Here is a 17,790-nt window from a genome sequence, read left to right on the forward strand (position 1 = left end):
AGAGCGTCAGGGCCGCGCCTCCCTTGGACGGGCCTGCGGCGACGCGGGCCGACGATCCCGTTTGGCCCTTATCCACAGCAATGCTAGGCTGGCGCCGTCGATGGCGGCCGGCTCGGGCCGCGCCAAGCGCCCCAGGCGAACTCGGGGCGCGGGAACATCGACCCCGCGTCGGCTCTCCAGTCGCTGGCACGAGACCTATCGCCCCGGTTCGAGGATCGTCACACCCTCAGCCGGGGCCTCTCGTTTTCTTTCCGGTTCCCGATCCCAGTGCGCCGCCCGCACGCGCGGCGTTGGCTCACGCCAGGGAACTGCGGCAGTGTCGGCCCGAACCGAAGAACCGCCTCGAGGGGATCCATGGAATTCGACGACGTCGTGCTCGGCCGCCGGAGCATCCGCGGCTACAAGCCGGACCCCGTGCCGAGGGCGCTGATCGAGGAGATCCTGACGCTGGCGATGCGGGCGCCGTCGTCGATGAACACCCAGCCCTGGAACTTCTACGTCGTCACCGGCGAGCCGCTGGACCGCATCCGGGCCGGCAACACCGAGCGCAACCTGGCGGGCGTGCCGCACAGCCGCGAGTTCCGGACCGGGGAGGCCTTCGCCGGCGTCCACCGGGAGCGGCAGATCGGCGTCGCCAAGCAGCTGTTCGCGGCCATGGGCATCGCGCGTGAGGACACCGCCATGCGCCAGGACTGGGTGCTGCGCGGCTTCCGGCAGTTCGACGCGCCGGTGTGCGTGATCATCACCTACGACAAGGTGCTCGCGAGCAGCGACGACACGCCCTTCGACTGCGGAGCGGTGACCAACTGCCTGGTCAACGCGGCGTGGTCGCGGGGGCTGGGCTGCGTGATCAACAGCCAGGGGATCATGCAGTCGCCGGTGGTGCGCGAGCACGCCGGAATCGCCGACGACCAGGTGATCATGAAGGCGATCGCGCTGGGCTGGCCCGACGACAGCTTCCCGGCCAATGCAGTGGTCTCGGAGCGCAAGAGCGTGGCCGAGGCCACGACCTTCGTCGGGTTCGGCGACTAGCGGCGCCGAGCCCGGTCAGCGGCGTCAGATGTCGGCCTGGTTGGCGAGCGAGGCCAGGGCGACGACGATCTGGGCCGGGGCGAAGGGCTTGGTGACGATGACGCTGAGCGGCACGCCCTTGGACGCCCACTCGTGGCTGCTGTCGCCGGTGACGTAGACGATGGGCAGGCTGGGGTTCAGCTGGCGCGCGCGGCTGGCCACCTCCCATCCGCTGCGGCCGCCCTTCAGCCTGACGTCGGTGACGAGGCCGTGGAGATCGCGCGCCCGGTCCATCTCGAGGATGGCGATCGCTTCCGAGGCGCTGGCGGCGGTGCGGACCCCGTAGCCGCCATCCTCGAGCGCGGCCTGGATGACCTCGAGGACGAGCGCCTCGTCATCGACGGCCAGCACGACGGGCATGGGGGAAAGGACAGACATGGGCTCACCTGCTCGACGGGCGGGAGCACACTCTGTCTCTCTGGCTGGCGCAGCCGGTTTCGGCGCCAACTGAACCCAGTTTATGGGAGGCCCGGCCGCAAACCAATGTAATTCGCTGCGGCGCGGCGCCGCGTTCAGGCCGCAGGCGGCGGGCCCTGCAGCGAAACCGGCGTCGAGATCGTGCAGTGCACGCCATCGGCGTCCAGGGCGTAGGTGGTCTTCGCGCCCAGCTGGTAGGGCAGGGCCTGCTCGATGAGCTCGCGCCCCTGGCCCGCGCGCGGCGCGCCGGCGGCCGGAACCTCGACCCCGGTTTCGCGCCAGTCGATATGCAGCCAGGGCTTGCCGCCCGGACCCTCGGCCTCGAACGACCAGGTCACCTGCAGATGCGCCTGCGGCTGCCGCAGCGCGCCGTACTTCATGGCGTTGGTGGCCAGCTCGTGAAGCGCCATGGCGAGGGTCTGCACGGTCGATGAGCGCAGCCGAATGCCCTTGGGCCCTTCCAGCCGCATGCGCTCGGGCTGGCCGCCCACGGCCGACAGTTCCAGGTGGATCAGTTCGTCGAAGGTGACCCGGTCCTGCTCGCCCAGGCGCGACAGGAGGCCCTGCACGCGGGCGAGCGCGTCCATGCGGTCGGCGAAACGGGCGGAGAAGTCCGGCAGGTCGGTGCTCGCCCGGGCCGTCCGGTCGGCCAGCGAGCGGATGATGCCGATGAGGTTCCGCGTGCGGTGCTGCAGCTCGGCGACCAGCACCTTCTGGATCTCTTCCCACTGGCGGCGCTCGGTGATGTCGACCATCGCCCCCACCATCCGGACCGGCCGGCCGTGTTCGTCGTAGGAGAAGCGGCCGCGCGCGTAGTGCCAGCGGACCTCGCCGTCGGGACGGACCGTGCGGAACTCGCGGGCGTATTCGGTGCGGCTGTCCATCGCCGCCTGCAGCGCCGCCTCGGTGGCCGCGCGGTCCTCGGGATGGAGTCGGGAGGCCCAGGCCTCGTAGCTGGGGGTCACCTCGCCGACGACGTAGCCCTGCATCCGGAAGTGGCCGTCCGACCAATGGACCTCGCCGGTGCGCACGTTCCAGTCCCATAGGCCGAGCTGACCGACCTCGATCGCGCTGCTCAGCCGCTCCTCGCTCTCCTCCAGCCGCTGCTGGCCGAGCTTGTCCTCGGTGACGTCGCGGCCGATCTTGAGATAGCCGCGCAGCCCCTCCCGCGGATCCTTCAGCGCGATGGTCTGGCCGTCGAGGAACACGGCGCTGCCGTCCTTGCGCCGATGCCAGCGGACGTTCGCCGCCGCCCCGTGCTCGCGCGCGCCGGACAGTTCGCGCTCGGGAATGCCGGCGGCGCGGTCCTCGTCTGTGAAAATCAGGTCGGTCCGCTGTCCCATGACCTCGGCGGCCGACCAGCCGAGGATTTCCTGCGAGCCGCCGAGCCAGTCGGTGATGCGGTCCTCCGCGTCGCTGACGATCAGCACATAGGCGCGGGCGTTCTCGACGAAGAGGCGCAGGCGCTCGTCGGTGGCGCGCAGTTCGGCGACGGTCTTCAGGCGGTCGATGACCGGGCCCAGGGTCATCGCATAGGTCTTCAGGAACGCGATGTCCTCCCGGTCGAACGTCCGCACCCGGCGGGCGTCGACCTGCAGGACGCCGAAGGGCGTACGGCCCGGCAGCAGGATCGGGACGTTCACCAGCGCGATGACGCCGTGCTCCACCAGGAACGGGGGGAAGACGAACCGCGTCTCGAGGGCGATGTCGTTGGTGATGACCGGTTCGGTCCGCTCGATCGCATAGGCTTCGGACGACCGCTCGCTCAGGTCGATGCGTTCGCGGCCCACGATGCCGGGGGCGCCAGCCGATCCCCGCCCGGACAACCCCGGTGTTGGAGCTCCGCTCGATCTCGATGACCTTGGCGAGGTCGACGTCGAGCGCCTCGGCGATGATCCGACACCCCTCGTTCAGGATCTCATCGAGGTCGTCGTGGTCCAGCACGAAGTCGCCGAAGTCGGCGAGGGCGCGTTGGCGCCGGATGAGTTCGCTGTGATCGGCCATCCCGGACCACAACGCCCCCGCATCGCATGCGCTGCAAGGGCGAAGTCGCCGGGGCCGCCGTTTTGCTTCGTGGAGCGGCTTGGCCGGCGGCGCGTTTGAGGCTCCGAACCGACACGGGATGAGGAACCTTCCATGACCAAGACCGCTCCGATCGCCATCGCCGCCGTCCTGACGCTGGGCCTGGGCCTGGCCGCCTGCGGCGAGCGCGCCACGGGCACGGCCCCGCAGGGCTCGGACGTGGCCGCTGCGATGCCGGACACCTCGACGACCCGCGAAGCGGACCGCCTCCCTGACCGCCCCGGACGCCGGCGCGACGGGCACGGTCCCGGCCGACGGTTCGGCCCCGGCGGTGGCGCCGACGCCGCCGGTCGGCACCGCCGGCGGCTCGGCGGGCGTGCCGGGCGCCAGCGAGCGTCCGGTGGAGCCGGGTCAGCGCTAGGCGGCCGGACCCGGGTACCTGAGCCAGAGCGCACGGAAGTCGGCGCGATAGTCGGCTTCCGCGTGCGAGCGCGGGTTGTCGAACACCATGGTCGTGCGGCGGGCCCGGTCGTAGGGCGCCCACGCCGGGAGCTTCGGGGTGTTCGGGTCGCCGGTCTTCACGAAGGCGGCGAGCGCTGACGAAAGTTCGTCGGCCAGGCGCATGTTGTTGGCTTCCGGGCCTTGCAGCGCGCCGCGGATCTCGCGGGCGCTGGGACCGACGTCGACGCCGTGGGTCGCCCCGTAGCGGCCGCCCCACGCGGGGCTCGGCGACTTCCACAGATAGACCCAGACCGGCGCGCCGCCCTGAGCGGCCTGCGCCGCCTTGCGCTCGGCCATGGCGAAGCTGGCGCCGCGGCCCTGGTCGCTGATGATCCTCGCCTGGATCAGGTAGGGCGAGGCCGCCGGGTCCTCCTGGCGGTAGCGGTCGAGGACGGCGTCGGCGTCGGCGCCGACCCGCGGCTTGAGCATCGCCTTCACCCCGTCCCACGTCTGGTCGAAGTCGCGCTGGCGGTAGCTGCGCTCGTCGAGCGTGGTCGAGACGATCATCGGCACGTCGGCGCTGATCGCCGGCGCATCGGGATCGAACGGGTGACGCGGCAGGGCGACGCCGTCGAGCACCGGGGTGAAGGAGCCGGGCGCCTCGCCGCGAATGCGGGCCGAGGCCTCCATGTCGGCCTGGGCCGAGAGCAGGTCGTAGAAGGGGACGGCCTGCAGCTTGCGGATGTCGCCGCCGCCGAGGTTCAGCGTCTTCAAGAAGGCGTCGGTCGTCTGTTTCGCCCGTTCCCGGGGCGCCACGCGGATCATCGCGCCGCTCTGCTGGACCGCGCGGTGGAAGAGGCCCTTGGCGGCGGGCATCGCCATCATCGCGCTGACCTTCGCCCCGCCGCCCGACTGGCCCATGATCATGACCTTGCCGGGATCGCCGCCGAACGCCTCGATGTTGTCGCGCACCCAGGCCAGGGCCGCGGCGAGGTCGGACAGGCCGGCGACGCCCGACTGGGCGAACTCGGCCGGGGCGCCGGAGTCGGCGAGATGCAGGAAGCCGAAGGCGCTGAGGCGCTGGTTGACCGAGACCACCACGCAGTCGGCGAAGCGGGCCATCATCTCGCCGTCCATGCCGGGCGAGTTGGACGAGCCGCCATAGAAGCCGCCGCCGTGGAAGCGGACGATCACCGGCTTGCGGGCGGTGCGCGTCAGGTCCGGCGTCCAGATGTTGAGGTTCAGGCAGTCCTCGCCCATCCCGCCCGGCTGGATGTCGAGGTAGATGAGGTTGGCGTAGTCGGCGCGGCGGTCGCCAGGCGTCTGGGGCGGGATCTGGCCGTAGTCGAGGGCGTCGCGGACGCCCGCCCAGGGCTTCACCGGCTGGGGCGGCCGGAAGCGGTTCCGCCCCGAGGTGTCGGCGCCGTAGGGCACGCCCTTGAACACCTTGATCCCGCCGGACACCAGACCGCGGAGCTTGCCGGCGCGGGTCTCGACGATCGGGAAGATGTCGGTGGTTGCGCCGCGGGCGACCCCGGCCATGAAGAAGGACGCGCCTGCGGCGCCAAGCAGGGCGCGGCGGTTGGGCTGGAACAAGGTCATCGGCGACTCCCCCGGATCATCGTTCCGCGGACTCGTACCGAAGTTTCGAAAACGTGCAAGCGGGCGGGATGCGAGGAGCGACGGACGCCGCATTGGCGCGCGCGCCGATCGGCGCCAAGCTACGCCGTCCAGGCAGGGCGAGGGGGCACCACATGGCGCAGGTTTCCGGCGTACCCGTCAGCTTCATCAATGTGAGCGAGCGCGAGCGGGCGCTCGCGTTCTACACCGGCACGCTGGGGCTCGCCGTGCGAAGCTCCGACGCGTTCGGGGACTTCCTCGCCGTGGACGGTGGGCTGATCCGGCTGACGGCGTTGCCGGACTACAAGGCCGGTCCGCATCCGGTGTTCGGCTGGAACGTCGCCGACATCGAGGCGGCGGTGCGACGCCTGAGCGCGCAGGGCGTAGCCTTCAGCATCTACGAGGGGATGGGGCAGGACGCGGCAGGCATCTGGACCGCTCCGGACGGGGACGCGAAGGTGGCCTGGTTCGCCGATCCCGACGGCAACGTGCTGAGCCTGGCGCAGGCCTGAGGGGCAAGCCTCTCGAGGGATCCGCGCCCGCGGGGGACGGGCGCGGGACGGAGCCCTAGTGGATGCCGTCGGGCGAAACGGCCTGGCCGGCGGCGAAGCTGCGGCTTTCCGCCGGTCGCACGGCGGTTTCCACGTGGCGCTCGGCCTCCTCGCGGAACCGTCGGGTCAGGTGGGCCTGGTCGTCGTACTCGGCCTTGATCTTGAGGAACCAGGAGCCCTCTTCCTCGAAGATGTGGTGCAGGACGGCGCCACGGAGGTGCTCCAGCTTGTCGGCCCATTCCGGGGTGGCGGGGTCGATCCGCTCGAGTTCGGCCATCTGCATCTTGGCCGTGGTCTGCTCGGTGTAGGCCATGCCGGCGTGCGTCTTCTCGCCGGCCTTGGCGAGCGCCGGGTAGAGCACGACCTCCTCGGCGATGGAGTGGCCGGCGAGCAGGCGGCCCAGATGTTCCATGGCCTCGACGCGGGCGTGCGCCTGCGTCGCCGTGCGGCAGGCCTCGAAGGCGGCGCGGATCAGATCGTGATGGTCGAGCGCCAGGCTGAGCCAGTCGTCGCCCTGGGCGGCGGCCCGGGCCCTGGCGGTGGCTTCGGCGCGCTTCTCGTCGCTCTCCGGAGGCGTGATCGCCCCCAGGGCCTTGTCGATGATCGACATCTGGAACTCCCTCGAAGGACGACGCGCGCCCGCCGATCGGGCGGCGCCGGCCCTGGAAGAGCCAACCCACAAGGGGAGGCGCCGTTCCGCGCGCAGGCCGTCGGCGACGCGAAGGGGCGGCCGTCGTTCGCGCCGCACCGGCCGCCGGCCGTCAAGCCGCCTCTGGCGCGGGCGCGCCCGGAACCGGGTCGCGGACCCATTCGACGACGACGGCGTGCGGCCGGCCGCCCGCGGCGGTCCAGCTGAAGGCGTCGCCCGCGCTGAGCCCGATGAGGGCGGCGCCGGCGGGGGCGGCGACGGAGAGGCGGCCAGCGTCGACATCGGCTTCGGCGGGCAGGACGATCTCGACCTGGCGCGTGCGGCCGCTAAGCAGGTCGCGGTATTCCACGTGCGAGCCCAGGCGCACGAAGGGGACCGCGCCGGGACGCGGCTCGCGCACCAGGCGGGCGCGGTCGAGCTCGCGGCGCAGGAGGGCGCCGCCCTCGGTCTGCAGCGCTTCGGCGAGGTCGGCGAGCTGATTGTAGTCGGTTTCGGTCAGCCGCACCGGGGGCGGCCGGGGCGGGTGGATGGCGGTGGTCACGAAAAGACTCCTTCGCCGCGGCGTCGCGAAGCGACGCGCGCAGCCATAGTCTTCCGCCAAAGGACGGAAGGTGTTCTGGGTTGCGGAAAAGATTTCGACCACACGCTACGGCCGAAGGGCGCTGCGTCGAAAGATCAGGGCGAAATCAGGGGCTAACCCCGGTCCACGCTATACAGCGCAGGAGGGACCGGGGCTCAGTGGCCTGCGACCAGGCGACCGGCGTGATGCGTTCGACGCTGATTGGCGACCGATTTGCACATAGCAAGGTCTAGATGAGTGTTCGTGGCGGCAAAGTCAAATCCGCGCACGGCCGCTCTCGCCCGACTGAACCTTCCGCACGCCTGCGCGTAGCCGCTCCGGATCGGAGCTTCGCATTTGTTCGAATTCTCAGCCTACCATGTCCTGCTGGCGGCGCTCGGCATGGCGATCATCCTCGCCTACTGGCTGCCGCGGTTCTTTTCGGGACGTGAACCGGCCGCCTCGGGGCTGCTGATCGGGCTCGGCTGGCTGACCTTCGGCTGGATCCCGGACATGCCGCAGGCGATGAGCCCCATCACCGCGCCCAGGCCGTGGGAGGTGGTCAGCGAGCTCTGCGTGATCGTCGGCCTGTTCGGCGTCGGGCTGCGGATCGACCGACTGATGAACCTGACGCTATGGGGGCCGACGGTTCGGCTGCTGGCGATCGCCATGCCGCTGACCATCCTGGGCGTGGCCGCGATGGGCTGGGAGCTGGCCGGCATGACCCTGGCGGGGGCCCTGCTGCTGGGGGCGGTGCTGGCCCCCACCGACCCGGTGCTGGCCGGCGACGTCCAGGTGGGCCGGCCAACCGAAGGCGGCGAACATCCGATCCGCTTCACCCTGACCACCGAGGCCGGGCTGAACGACGGCCTGGCGTTCCCGTTCGTGCACCTGGGCCTGGCGATCGCCGCGGCGACGGTCGTCTCGCCGGAGCTGCTGGCCGAGTGGGCGTGGCGGGACCTGGCCTACCGGGTGCTGGTGGGCGCGGCCTGCGGGGTGGCGATCGGCTGGCTGCTGGGCAAGATCCTCTTCGCGCTGCCGAGGGCGAACGCCCTGTGCAACACCCAGGCGGGGGTGTTCGCCCTGGCCGGAGTTTTCGTCGCCTATGGCGTCACGGAGCTGGCCGAGGGCTATGGCTTCATCGCCGCCTTCGTGTCGGGCGTGACCCTGCGGCGGGCGGAGTCCGACCACGCCTTCCACGTCCGGCTGCATGATTTCTCCGAGAACATCGAACATGCGCTGACCGCGGTGCTGCTGATCGCGCTGGGCGCGGCGATGCCGGCGTTGCTGCCGTCGCTGGACCTCGCGGGCGCGGCCATCGGCCTGGCGCTGATCCTGGTGATCCGGCCGGCGGCGGGGCTGCTGTCGTTGATCGGTTCGCGCCTGCGTCGGGGCGAGCGGCTGGTGGTGTCGTTCTACGGCGTCCGCGGCGTGGGCTCGATCTACTACCTGAGCTACGCCGGCAGCCACGCCGAGCTCACCAACGAGGCGCGGCTGTGGGCGGTGACGGCGTTCACGATCCTGCTCTCGACAGTGCTCCACGGCTTCACCGCCGCCCCGGCGCTGGAGCGGGTGACCGGCGAGAAGCAGACCGCGTGAGCGGAGGCAGATGGCGGCGCCGACATACGCGCGGGCGGCCGGCCCGGCCGCTCAGCGGTTCGCCGGGATCCGGAAGCTGACAGGTTGGAGCACCGTGGCGCCCTCGGCGACCGGCGCGGAGTTGGCCCGGACCTTCACGTTCTTCTCGGCGATATAGATGGCGTGCTTGCCGAAGCCATGGCCCTTGGGGCTCTCGTCGATCACCTCGCAGCCCTCCGCCCCGGCCTGGGTGAGGCGGCAGCGCAACAGGACGTCGCCGCCGACGTCGTCGTAGGACGCCCGCAGGGGATAGTAGCTGGCGGCGGGCGCGGCCGGGTCGTAGGCGGGCGGCGGCTCGGCGGACTTGGGGCCCGCGGTGACGGTCAGGCCCTTCAGGCGCGGCTCCGCCGCGTCGCGGGCGGCCTTCACCGGCGGCGATGAGGCGCGGCCCCGCCGGGGCGTCTCACCCGTGGCAGGCGGCGCGATCAGGCCTTCCGGCCGGCCATTGGGTTCGACGAACTGCAGGGTGAGCAGCATGCGGCCGGTGAGGTAGCGGGTCTGCCGGAACTGAGCCTTGGCGGCCGCGGCGAGGGCCGTGTCGCGAAGCCCCGCGGTCTCGCGGCTGACGTCGAGCACGAAGCAGTTGTCCAGCACGAAGTTGTCGTACCGGCAGTCCAACTGGGCGGTGAGGCCTGCGTATCGGGCCGAGGCCACCTGCAGCGGCGGGGGCTGGGTGTCGTGGGCGAGGCGGAAGGTGATGGGGACGCGGACAACGCCCTGGCCGCTGGCCGGCGGCCGCGCCTGGAAGGCGCGTGAGAGCTTCATCGCCGCGTCGCCGAAGCCCTTCCCGGCGGGCTCCTCGGCGACCACCTGGCAGCCGGAGAGGCGGCCCTCCGGCCCCACGGCGCATTCGAGTTCGGCGCGGCCGGCATAGGCGAACTTGCGGAGCGGCTTGGGGTAGGCGGCCTCGAACTCTTCGGCGGTCGGCGTCTTCAGCCAAACGGACTCAGGAGCGCCTTGGGCGGCGGCGAGCAGGAGGGCGGCGGCGAGGGACATGCGGCTCTAAATGACCGGGGCGGCCCCGCGGTTCTAGCGGACGCGCCGCCGCAGGCGGATCACGGCGGCGAAATGCGCCCGGCCGCGACCGGTGCTAGGGAAGGGCGATGCGGGGCCTGGGGACCTATTGCGGGTGGGGCGCAGCCGCGGCGCTGCTGGCCGCCGGCGGCGCGTGGGCGCACGAGATCGGCGGGACCGACGCAGCGTTCGTCGCCGGCACGACGGGCCCCGATCCCATCCCCTTCCTGTACCTGGGCGCCAAGCACATGGTGACCGGCTACGACCACCTGCTGTTCCTGGTGGGAGTCATTTTCTTCCTCCACCGGCTGCCGCAGATCGCGCTGTACGTCAGCCTGTTCTCGCTGGGCCATTCGCTCACCCCTGCTGGCCGGAGTGTTCTTCGACCTGCATGTCGATCCCCGGCTGGTGGACGCGGTGATCGGCCTGTCGGTGGCCTACAAGGCCTTCGACAATCTGGGCGGCTTCCGGACGCTGTTCGGGGTGCAGCCCGACCCGCGCGGCGCGGTCCTGTTCTTCGGTCTGATCCATGGCTTCGGCCTGGCCACCAAGCTGCAGGCGCTGGACCTGAAGGGCGAGGGGCTGCTTGCCAACCTCGTGGCGTTCAACGTGGGCGTGGAGCTGGGGCAGTTCCTGGCGCTGGCGCTGATCCTGGTGGCCATGACCGCCTGGCGACGGACCCGAACCTTCGCGCCGCTCGCCGCCTCGGCCAATGTGCTCCTGATGCTCGCAGGCTTCATCCTGTGCGGCCAGCAACTCGCCGCCTACGCCTTCGGAGGTCCCGCATGAACGCGCCGCAGAGCCTGCCGAAGAACCGGCTGATCGCCGCCACCGTCGGGACCCTGGCGGTCGCGGCGCTGGTAGTGGTGGGAGCGGTGCTGCCGGCGGAGTACAACCTCGACCCGTTGGGGGTCGGTCGGCTGACCGGGCTGTCGCGGCTGTGGGCGCCCGACGACCGGACGGTGGCGGCCGAGGGCGCGGGCCCGGCCGCGCGGGAATACCGGACGCCGTACCGCACCGACGTGGTGGAGATCCCGCTGGGCGGCTTCCTGGACGGCGCCGACCGTTCGCAGCTGGAGTACAAGGTGCGGATGGCGGAGGGGGCGACACTGACCTACGCCTGGCAGGCCCTTGGCGCGACCGACGCCCGCGACGTGCGCTTCGACCAGCACGGCCATACGACGCCGAAGCCCGGCGAGGGCATGAGCGTGGTCACCTATCGGCAGGGCGCGGGGCTCTCGCAGCAGGGCGCGCTGACGGCGCCCTTCGAGGGCATCCACGGCTGGCAGTTCGTTAACGGCGGCGACGGGCCCGTGGTGATCCGGCTTAGGCTAAGCGGCTTCTACGAGCTGGTCCCGCCGGGCGCGGCGGGGAACGAGGCGGGCGTGGTGGCCAATGTTCCGGCCGCCCAGGCGGCGCCCGGGCGGTAGGGCCCGCTCGGCCGTCCGGTCAGGCGTCGCCGCGCCGAGGGCGGGGGCGACCCATGATCATGGTCACCTGGTCGGCAAGCTCGCTCGGATCGAACGGCTTGGGGAACATCAGCGCATCGTCGACGCCGAAGCGCTCGAGATGGGCCGCGTGGCCGGTGATGTAGACGACGTTGAGGTCCGGGTTGAGCGCCCGGGCGCGGCGGGCCACGTCGAAGCCGGTGGTGCCGGCGCCCAGGTTGATATCGGCTATGAGGGTGGTGAACCGGCGAGCGTCGCGTTCCAGGCGTTCATAGGCTGTCTTGTCGTCATGGGCGACGACGACGCTGAGGCCAGCGTCCTCGAGAGCCTCCTGAACGAGCTCGGCGACTTCCGGCTCGTCCTCGACGAGAAGAACGTCGTTCATATGCAGACCCGATGCATGGCGTTCGCCCACCGAGGGCGAAGAACGCGGGGAACCCAGCAGCGTTGCTCCGTGAAGCCGGCGAATCGCCGAAACCGGGTGAACGCGCGACGTGCTGTATGCAACCCCGAGTGTGGCGACAAGTCGACATTGCGCCAAATTATCATTCGATAACGATGTAATTCGTCGGGGGGCCGTTGTCGGGGCCGGGCGCCTGGCTTCGTCCTAGGCTCGGACCCATCGAACAGGAGGAGCTCTGATGGCGTATGTCGACGGTTTCGTGCTGGCCGTGCCGAAGGCGAAGGTCGAGGACTACAAGAAGATGGCTCAGCTGGGGGCCGAGGTCTGGATGAGCCACGGCGCGACATCGTACGTGGAGTGCTTCGGCGACGACGTGCCCTGCGGCGAGCTGACGTCCTTCCCACGCGCCGTGCAGGCCAAGGACGACGAGGTGGTGGTCTTCTCGTGGATCACCTATCGCGACAAGGCGTCCCGCGACGAGATCAACGCCAAGGTGATGGCCGACGAGCGGATGAAGGGCAGCATGGAAGATGCGCCGTTCGACGGGAAGCGGATGATCTTCGGCGGCTTCGTGCCGTTCCTGCAGGTCTAGCGGCCGCCTCAAGCCGCGGGCGCGTGCAGCCGGCAGACGAGGCCCTCGGGGCGGTAGTCGAGCTCGGCGGGCGCGCCCAGCTCGCCGGCCAGGCCCTGGGTGAGAAGCCGCGAGCCGAAGCCGCGGACGCCCGCCGGCGCGACGACCGGCGGGCCGCCGGTCTCGGTCCAGGTGAGCGCGATGCCGGCCTCGTCGCCGAGGCGCCAGCCGACGTCGACCCGCCCGGCGGGCGCGGAGAGGGCGCCGTACTTCACGGCGTTCGTGGCCAGTTCGTGCAGGGCCATGGAGACGGCCAGGGCCACGTTGGGCGCCACCTGCACGGCCGGGCCGGCCAGCGCGATGCGCGGCGTCCAGGGCCTGACGGCCTCCTCGGCGATCTCGGCCAGTTCGGCGCTCTCCCAGTTGCGGCGGGTGAGCACGTTGTGGGCGGTCGAAAGCGCCAGCAGCCGCTCGGTGAACCGCTCGCGGGCCTCCCGGGTGACAAGGCCGTCGCGCAGGGTCTGGCGGGCGAGGGACTGCACGGTGGCCAGGGTGTTCTTCACCCGGTGGTTCAGCTCGTTGATGAGCAGGGCCTGGCGCTCCTCGGCCCGGCGGGCCTCGGTGATGTCCATCGACATCCCGACATAGCCCTGGAAGACGCCCTGGGCGTCGAACCGCGGCTGGCAGGACGCCCGCATCCAGCGCCAGTCGCCCGACGCGTGGCGGAAGCGGGCTTCGAAGCCATAGGGACGGGCATCGACACGGGCGTCGGCGCGCGCCTGGACGACCCCCGCCACGTCGTCGGGGTGCATCAGCCCGACCCAGGAGTCGGCCAGCAGCTCCTCGAACGGCTTGCCGACGTGGTCGCAGAAGGCCCGGTTCACGAACTCGACCGGTCCGGCGGCGCTGGTGACCCAGACCGGCGAGGGGGGCGCTGTCGGCCATGGCGCGGAAGCGGGCCTCGCTCTCGCGCAGGGCCATCTCGGTGCGCGCGCGGGCGAGCGCCGAGAACGTGCGGCCGGCGACCTCCTCGGCGAGGGCGACATCCTCGCGCGACCAGATGCGCGGCGTGCGGCAGCTGGCGAAGATGAACGCCTCCAGGCGTCCGGCGCGGAACAGCGGCACGTTCAACAGGGCCCGGGCGAGCACGGTCTCGAAGGCCCGGGCGTAGGGCGCCGTCCGGGGATCGGTGGCGGTGTCGGCGATGGCCAGGGGCGCGCCGGCGTCGAGAGCGTCGGCCACCACGGGCCCGAAGGCGTCGGCGGGGAAGCTGACGCCCGCGAGCTTCGGCCCGTCGAGGGTCGACCACTCGCCGCGGATGATGATGGACCGGCGATTGTCGGCGATCTCGGCGTAGCCGACCCGGGCCGCGCCCAGCCGTTCCGCCAGCAGGCGGGCGGCGGCGGTGAGCAGCTCGTCAGGCTCGGACAGCGGCCGGATCGCGTCGGTCAGTTCGAGCAGGAAGGCGCGGCGGCGCTCCAGCTCCGCGAGCCGCGCGGCCCGGTCCCGGCGTTCGGTGACATCCCGGAAATTGACGGCGAGGCCGGTCTTGAGCGGGAAGGCGCGGAAGGAGATCCAGCGGCCGGGGTAGAGCTCGGACGGCACCTCGGCCTCGCTCGGCCGCCGGCTGGCCATGACGCCGGAGAGGAAGGTGCGAAGCTCGCCGCCGGGGGTCACGCCCTCGGCCACGTCGCGCCAGATGATGCGTCCGATGACGTCCTCGCGGCGGCGCTGGAAGTGCGCTTCGGCGGCCCGGTTGCAGTAGGTGACGCGCCAGTCGAAGTCGAAGGCGACGAAGCCTTCGGCGAGGCCGTCGAGGATCTCGACCACGTGTCCCCCGAGGCCGTGCGGATCGGCCGTTCCGAGCGACGAAGGCGCCGGACTGTCGTTCATGCCCTCTCGCGAACCTGCAGCCGCGCGCGCGACCGGTCTCTCTCCCGAAGGCCAGAATGCCTCAAGAGACGGGCTCTGCCCCTGGGACGAATGGCCGCCGTCCTTCCGGTTGTCGGCCATGAAATGAAAAAGGCGCGGCGGCGGGAACGCCCTGCGGGGAACGGCGTTTTCCGATCCGACCGCACGAAGCCCCCCACGTGACGGTCGGAAGGCCGGCTCCGCACACTCCCCTCGCATTCCCCTGGACCCGAGCGGAGCCGGCCCACTTCCCCAAACAAGCGCAATCCCGCCTGGCCGCCCGTCTCCCGACATGTGCGGCCGTGCGCATTTGCACAACCTGAGAGCGAGTACGAAAAGGCCCCCCACGCTCGGAGCTTCGTGGGGGGCCGGCGACGAGGGGAAGCTGGTCGACGTCCCTCGAGTTCCCGTCGCGGCCCTACAACTGGGGGTGGACCCAGGTTGTTCCCCACCATCACGGCTTTTTCCGTCGCCGGTTGGTTGCGCCGGGGCGGAACCCGGGCCCGGAGCTGCGGGTTTGGCCGCGCATGTCTGCGAGCTCTCATTTGCTGGGACGGCTGAGCGGAACGGCCCGCCTGCTGACGGCGGGCGCGGTGTTCGCGGCGGCGCTGGGCACCGGCGCGGGCGCGGCGCTGAGGCCCGACCCGGCGGAGCGCGGCCGGGCCGCCGCTCCGCAGCAGATGATCCTGACGGCCCCTGAGCTGGCGATGGCCGAGGCCGTCGGCCAGGGCTGGCCGGCTCGGGCGGTGGACCACGGCGCCGCCCACAGCGATGCGACCGCTCGCCAAGACAACACCGAAGCGTCTGGCCGCGGCGCCTGACCCGGTGCGAATACGGGGCTCGGCCCACGGGCGCCATTAACGGATTCCCAGCCTTCGTGTCGGCCAAATGGTCGCATGGCCGCCGCTATCCCGTCCGGATCCCGTACGCCGCTCCCCGCGCTCGGCGGCCTGCTGCTGCTGGCGGCGAGTGTGGCGGTGCTCGCCTATTTCGGCCTGACGGCGCCGCGCGACGCGCACCGGGTCTCGCCGATCTGGCTGGCCAACGCCCCGGTGCTGGCCTGTCTGCTACGGGCGCCGCCGCGGCAATGGTGGATCTGGCTGCTGGCGGCCTTCGCCGGCAACATGACCGCCGATCTGCTGGCCTCGCACAAGCCGCTGATCAGCCTGGGGCTTTCGCTGTGCAACGGCTTCGAAGCGGCGTTCTGCGCGGCGCTGATGCTGAGGATGATGGGCGGCCGGGTGGACCCCAGCCAGCCGCGGCACCTGGTCGTCAGCCTGGCGGCCGCCTCGCTCGCGGCGCTGACCGCGGCGTTCCTGGCCTCGGCGTTCCTGGGCCTGACGGACAACTCCGACTTCCTGCTGAACCTGGCCATGTGGGCGGTCGCCGACGGCTTGGGCCTGGTGATCCTGACGCCCTGCATCCAGGTGCTGATCGACCGGCGACGCTACCTGGCCGAGCGACCCGTGAAGCCCGCGGGCATGCTGGCGCTGCTGGGCGTGGCGGCGACGTCTGTGGTGGTGTTCAGCCAGGACTGGCCGCTGATCTTCCTGGCCCCGCCGGCGATCCTGCTGGCCTGCCTGGCTCTGGAGCTGTTCGGCGCGGCGGTGGCGACCCTGGTCGTCAGCGCCGTGGCGGTGAGCTTCACCTTCCGCGACCTGGGCCCGCTGGCGCAGCCGCAGGCCGGTTGGACCGCGCGGCTGCTGGTGCTGCAGCTTTTCCTGCTGGTGAATTCCGGCATGGCGTTCCAGCTCGCCGCCGTGCTGCGCAACCGCCGGCGCATGCGGGAGGAGCTGGAGTTCGCCCGCGCCGAGGCCGAGGCCCAGGCGGCCGAGGCCCTGGAGGCCAAGGCCCAGTACCGCCAGCTGGCAGAGCGGGTGAGCGACATCATGACCCGCGCCGATGTCTCGGGCGGCATCACCTATCTGTCGCCGAGCGTCGAAGCGATGACGGGATACAGGCCCGAAGAGATCGTCGGCGCCAATGTGTTCGAGCAGGTGCACCCCGAAGACCGCGGCGAGTTCGCCCAGGCGCACCTGGACATGCTGAGCCGCCGGCGCGCTCCGGGAACGCCGATCCGCTACCGGGTGCGCCGCAAGGACGGCAGCTGGCTGTGGGTCGAGGGCAACCCCTCGCTGGTCCGCGACGAGAACGGCAAGCCGCTCGAATTCGTCGACGTCTCGCGCGACATCACCGAACGCGTGGAGCTGGAGCTCCGCCTGGCGCAGGCGCTCGACGAGGCCGAGCGGGCGGCCCGGGTGAAGTCGGAGTTCCTGGCCAACATGAGCCACGAGATCCGGACGCCGCTGACCGCGATCATGGGCTTCGCCTCGATCCTGGATGAGATGGAGCTGGACCCGCCGGCCGGCCGCTATGCGCGCAAGGTGACCAGCGCGAGCCGCACCCTGCTGGCGATCGTCAACGACGTCCTGGACTTCTCGAAGCTCGAGGCCGGCCTGCTGGAGATCAAGCCGCGGCCCACCGACCCGGCCGAGTGCGCCGCCGACGTGCTGGAGCTGTTCGGGCCGCAGGCCGAGGCCAAGGGGCTGCGCGTGGAGCTGTCGACCGGCGCCCGCGGCCTGGCGATGGTCGACCCCGACCGGCTGCGGCAGGTGCTGATGAACCTGGCGGGCAATGCGGTGAAGTTCACCCAGGCCGGGTCGGTGCGGGTGACGGTGGCGTGGGACGCCGAGGAACGCCGCCTGCGCTGCGGCGTCGCCGACACGGGCCCGGGCCTGGACGAGACGGCGCGGGCCAAGCTGTTCCAGCGGTTCAGCCAAGTGGACGGCTCCACGGCGCGCGCGCACGGCGGGACGGGTTTGGGCCTGGCCATCTCCAAGGGCCTCGTCGAGGCCATGGGCGGGACGATCGGCGTCGAGAGCCAGGCCGGCGAGGGCTCGCTGTTCTGGTTCGAGATCCCGGCGCCGGCCGCCCAGGCGTCGGACGCCGCGCCGGAGGAGCCGCCGCAGCCCCTGGCCCTGACCGGGGTGCGGGTGCTGGCGGCGGACGACAATCCCCAGAACCTGGAGATCCTGCGCTCGATCCTGACGCCGCTGGGCGTGGACCTGACCGAGGCGGGCAGCGGCGCGCAGGCGGTGGAGATCGCCAAGCTGTCGGCCTTCGACCTGGTGCTGATGGACCTGCGGATGCCGGAGGTGGACGGATGGGCGGCCGCCGGGGCGATCCGCGAGGGCGGCGGCCCCAACCGGGACACGCCGATTCTGGCGTTCTCGGCCGATGTGGCCCCCGACCGGCGCGAGGCCATGGGCGTCTTCCAGGACCTGGTGCGCAAGCCGATCGAGCCGCTGGAGCTGGTCCGGGCGATCCTGACCTGGTCGGCGCCGCGCGTCGCGGCCGACACCGTGGAGCCCACGCGCGGCGACGCCAGCGCGGCTTGACCGCCCGCACGGCAGACGCGAACAGTGCTCGCCTCCGCGGGACCTCGCCGTGCTCCGAATACTGAGTCATACCGACC

General features: G+C 71.6%; 17 protein-coding genes and 2 pseudogenes. 10 read left to right on the forward strand and 9 right to left on the reverse strand.

The window, feature by feature from the left end:
* Window positions 1-354 precede the first annotated feature (354 nt).
* Window positions 355-1,032 carry a nitroreductase gene (locus tag LRS10_RS13250; protein WP_257837680.1) on the forward strand — a complete coding sequence of 226 codons (678 nt, stop codon included), beginning with the start codon at window positions 355-357 and terminating at the stop codon, window positions 1,030-1,032.
* A gap of 24 nt (window positions 1,033-1,056) precedes the next feature.
* Here LRS10_RS13250 and LRS10_RS13255 read toward each other — a convergent pair whose 3' ends face one another.
* Window positions 1,057-1,449, reverse strand: a complete 393-nt coding sequence (locus LRS10_RS13255; protein WP_257837681.1) for a response regulator — start codon at window positions 1,447-1,449, stop codon at window positions 1,057-1,059.
* 134 nt (window positions 1,450-1,583) lie between these two features.
* Window positions 1,584-3,278: a PAS domain-containing protein gene (locus LRS10_RS13260; RefSeq protein ID WP_257837682.1), complete on the reverse strand. Its 1,695-nt coding sequence runs from the start codon at window positions 3,276-3,278 to the stop codon at window positions 1,584-1,586.
* Window position 3,279: 1 nt separating this feature from the next.
* On the opposite strand from LRS10_RS13260, the gene LRS10_RS13265 reads away from it, so the two are divergent.
* Entirely contained in the window at window positions 3,280-3,591 is a 312-nt protein-coding gene (locus LRS10_RS13265; protein ID WP_257837683.1) for a hypothetical protein, read from the forward strand.
* A 336-nt stretch (window positions 3,592-3,927) separates the two neighbouring features.
* Here the strand turns inward: LRS10_RS13265 and LRS10_RS13270 are convergent, their stop codons facing one another.
* Entirely contained in the window at window positions 3,928-5,553 is a 1,626-nt protein-coding gene (locus tag LRS10_RS13270; RefSeq protein WP_257837684.1) for a carboxylesterase/lipase family protein, read from the reverse strand.
* 152 nt (window positions 5,554-5,705) lie between these two features.
* Between LRS10_RS13270 and LRS10_RS13275 the strand changes: the two genes are divergently transcribed.
* Entirely contained in the window at window positions 5,706-6,083 is a 378-nt protein-coding gene (locus LRS10_RS13275; RefSeq protein ID WP_257837685.1) for a VOC family protein, read from the forward strand.
* 55 nt (window positions 6,084-6,138) lie between these two features.
* Here the strand turns inward: LRS10_RS13275 and LRS10_RS13280 are convergent, their stop codons facing one another.
* Together LRS10_RS13280 and LRS10_RS13285 are read right to left on the reverse strand one after the other, a co-directional pair.
* Window positions 6,139-6,732, reverse strand: a complete 594-nt coding sequence (locus tag LRS10_RS13280) for a hemerythrin domain-containing protein (protein ID WP_257837686.1) — start codon at window positions 6,730-6,732, stop codon at window positions 6,139-6,141.
* Between the two features lie 151 nt (window positions 6,733-6,883).
* Complete coding sequence (locus LRS10_RS13285) at window positions 6,884-7,312, reverse strand: GreA/GreB family elongation factor (protein ID WP_257837687.1); 429 nt, start codon at window positions 7,310-7,312, stop codon at window positions 6,884-6,886.
* Window positions 7,313-7,687: 375 nt separating this feature from the next.
* On the opposite strand from LRS10_RS13285, the gene LRS10_RS13290 reads away from it, so the two are divergent.
* Window positions 7,688-8,929, forward strand: a complete 1,242-nt coding sequence (locus LRS10_RS13290) for a sodium:proton antiporter (protein ID WP_257837688.1) — start codon at window positions 7,688-7,690, stop codon at window positions 8,927-8,929.
* A gap of 51 nt (window positions 8,930-8,980) precedes the next feature.
* On the opposite strand, the gene LRS10_RS13295 is transcribed toward LRS10_RS13290, so the two are convergent.
* On the reverse strand, window positions 8,981-9,964 hold the full coding sequence (locus LRS10_RS13295; protein WP_257837689.1) for an energy transducer TonB: 984 nt from the start codon (window positions 9,962-9,964) through the stop codon (window positions 8,981-8,983).
* 266 nt (window positions 9,965-10,230) lie between these two features.
* Here LRS10_RS13295 and LRS10_RS13300 point away from each other — a divergent pair.
* The 3 genes and pseudogenes from LRS10_RS13300 to LRS10_RS13310 all read left to right on the forward strand — a co-directional run.
* A pseudogene (locus LRS10_RS13300) lies at window positions 10,231-10,284 on the forward strand (hypothetical protein); the annotation flags it as partial.
* A 73-nt stretch (window positions 10,285-10,357) separates the two neighbouring features.
* Entirely contained in the window at window positions 10,358-10,771 is a 414-nt protein-coding gene (locus LRS10_RS13305; RefSeq protein ID WP_257839164.1) for a HupE/UreJ family protein, read from the forward strand.
* The gene (locus tag LRS10_RS13310) at window positions 10,768-11,412 is read left to right on the forward strand and encodes a hypothetical protein (protein WP_257839247.1); all 645 of its coding nucleotides are present in this window, start codon (window positions 10,768-10,770) and stop codon (window positions 11,410-11,412) included. The genes LRS10_RS13305 and LRS10_RS13310 overlap by 4 nt, the downstream gene beginning before the upstream one ends.
* Before the next feature lie 19 nt (window positions 11,413-11,431).
* Here the strand turns inward: LRS10_RS13310 and LRS10_RS13315 are convergent, their stop codons facing one another.
* Window positions 11,432-11,815 (reverse strand): response regulator, encoded by a 384-nt coding sequence (locus LRS10_RS13315; RefSeq protein ID WP_257837690.1) that lies wholly within the window; start codon window positions 11,813-11,815, stop codon window positions 11,432-11,434.
* Between the two features lie 256 nt (window positions 11,816-12,071).
* Between LRS10_RS13315 and LRS10_RS13320 the strand changes: the two genes are divergently transcribed.
* Window positions 12,072-12,425: a DUF1428 domain-containing protein gene (locus LRS10_RS13320; protein ID WP_257837691.1), complete on the forward strand. Its 354-nt coding sequence runs from the start codon at window positions 12,072-12,074 to the stop codon at window positions 12,423-12,425.
* Between the two features lie 8 nt (window positions 12,426-12,433).
* Here the strand turns inward: LRS10_RS13320 and LRS10_RS13325 are convergent, their stop codons facing one another.
* Both LRS10_RS13325 and LRS10_RS25165 read right to left on the reverse strand, forming a co-directional pair.
* Complete coding sequence (locus tag LRS10_RS13325; RefSeq protein ID WP_257837692.1) at window positions 12,434-13,288, reverse strand: sensor histidine kinase; 855 nt, start codon at window positions 13,286-13,288, stop codon at window positions 12,434-12,436.
* Between the two features lie 190 nt (window positions 13,289-13,478).
* Window positions 13,479-14,609, reverse strand: a pseudogene (locus LRS10_RS25165) (PAS domain-containing protein); the annotation flags it as partial.
* 251 nt (window positions 14,610-14,860) lie between these two features.
* Here LRS10_RS25165 and LRS10_RS13335 point away from each other — a divergent pair.
* Together LRS10_RS13335 and LRS10_RS13340 are read left to right on the forward strand one after the other, a co-directional pair.
* A complete protein-coding gene (locus LRS10_RS13335) occupies window positions 14,861-15,136 on the forward strand; it encodes a hypothetical protein (protein WP_257837694.1) in 276 nt (91 codons plus the stop codon).
* 75 nt (window positions 15,137-15,211) lie between these two features.
* The gene (locus LRS10_RS13340; RefSeq protein WP_257837695.1) at window positions 15,212-17,713 is read left to right on the forward strand and encodes an ATP-binding protein; all 2,502 of its coding nucleotides are present in this window, start codon (window positions 15,212-15,214) and stop codon (window positions 17,711-17,713) included.
* Window positions 17,714-17,790: the final 77 nt, after the last annotated feature.

It is taken from the genome of Phenylobacterium sp. J426, from assembly GCF_024699945.1.
Lineage (GTDB): Bacteria > Pseudomonadota > Alphaproteobacteria > Caulobacterales > Caulobacteraceae > Phenylobacterium.

Excerpts from the sequence above, each read along its gene's own strand:
- LRS10_RS13255 (WP_257837681.1), bottom strand. The coding sequence starts at position 1,449 with ATGTCTGTCCTTTCCCCCATGCCCGTCGTGCTGGCCGTCGATGACGAG.
- LRS10_RS13270 (WP_257837684.1), bottom strand. The coding sequence starts at position 5,553 with ATGACCTTGTTCCAGCCCAACCGCCGCGCCCTGCTTGGCGCCGCAGGC.
- LRS10_RS13340 (WP_257837695.1), top strand. The coding sequence starts at position 15,212 with ATGGCCGCCGCTATCCCGTCCGGATCCCGTACGCCGCTCCCCGCGCTC.
- LRS10_RS13265 (WP_257837683.1), top strand. The coding sequence starts at position 3,280 with ATGCCGGGGGCGCCAGCCGATCCCCGCCCGGACAACCCCGGTGTTGGA.
- LRS10_RS13280 (WP_257837686.1), bottom strand. The coding sequence starts at position 6,732 with ATGTCGATCATCGACAAGGCCCTGGGGGCGATCACGCCTCCGGAGAGC.
- LRS10_RS13295 (WP_257837689.1), bottom strand. The coding sequence starts at position 9,964 with ATGTCCCTCGCCGCCGCCCTCCTGCTCGCCGCCGCCCAAGGCGCTCCT.
- LRS10_RS13275 (WP_257837685.1), top strand. The coding sequence starts at position 5,706 with ATGGCGCAGGTTTCCGGCGTACCCGTCAGCTTCATCAATGTGAGCGAG.
- LRS10_RS13315 (WP_257837690.1), bottom strand. The coding sequence starts at position 11,815 with ATGAACGACGTTCTTCTCGTCGAGGACGAGCCGGAAGTCGCCGAGCTC.
- LRS10_RS13310 (WP_257839247.1), top strand. The coding sequence starts at position 10,768 with ATGAACGCGCCGCAGAGCCTGCCGAAGAACCGGCTGATCGCCGCCACC.
- LRS10_RS13320 (WP_257837691.1), top strand. The coding sequence starts at position 12,072 with ATGGCGTATGTCGACGGTTTCGTGCTGGCCGTGCCGAAGGCGAAGGTC.
- LRS10_RS13250 (WP_257837680.1), top strand. The coding sequence starts at position 355 with ATGGAATTCGACGACGTCGTGCTCGGCCGCCGGAGCATCCGCGGCTAC.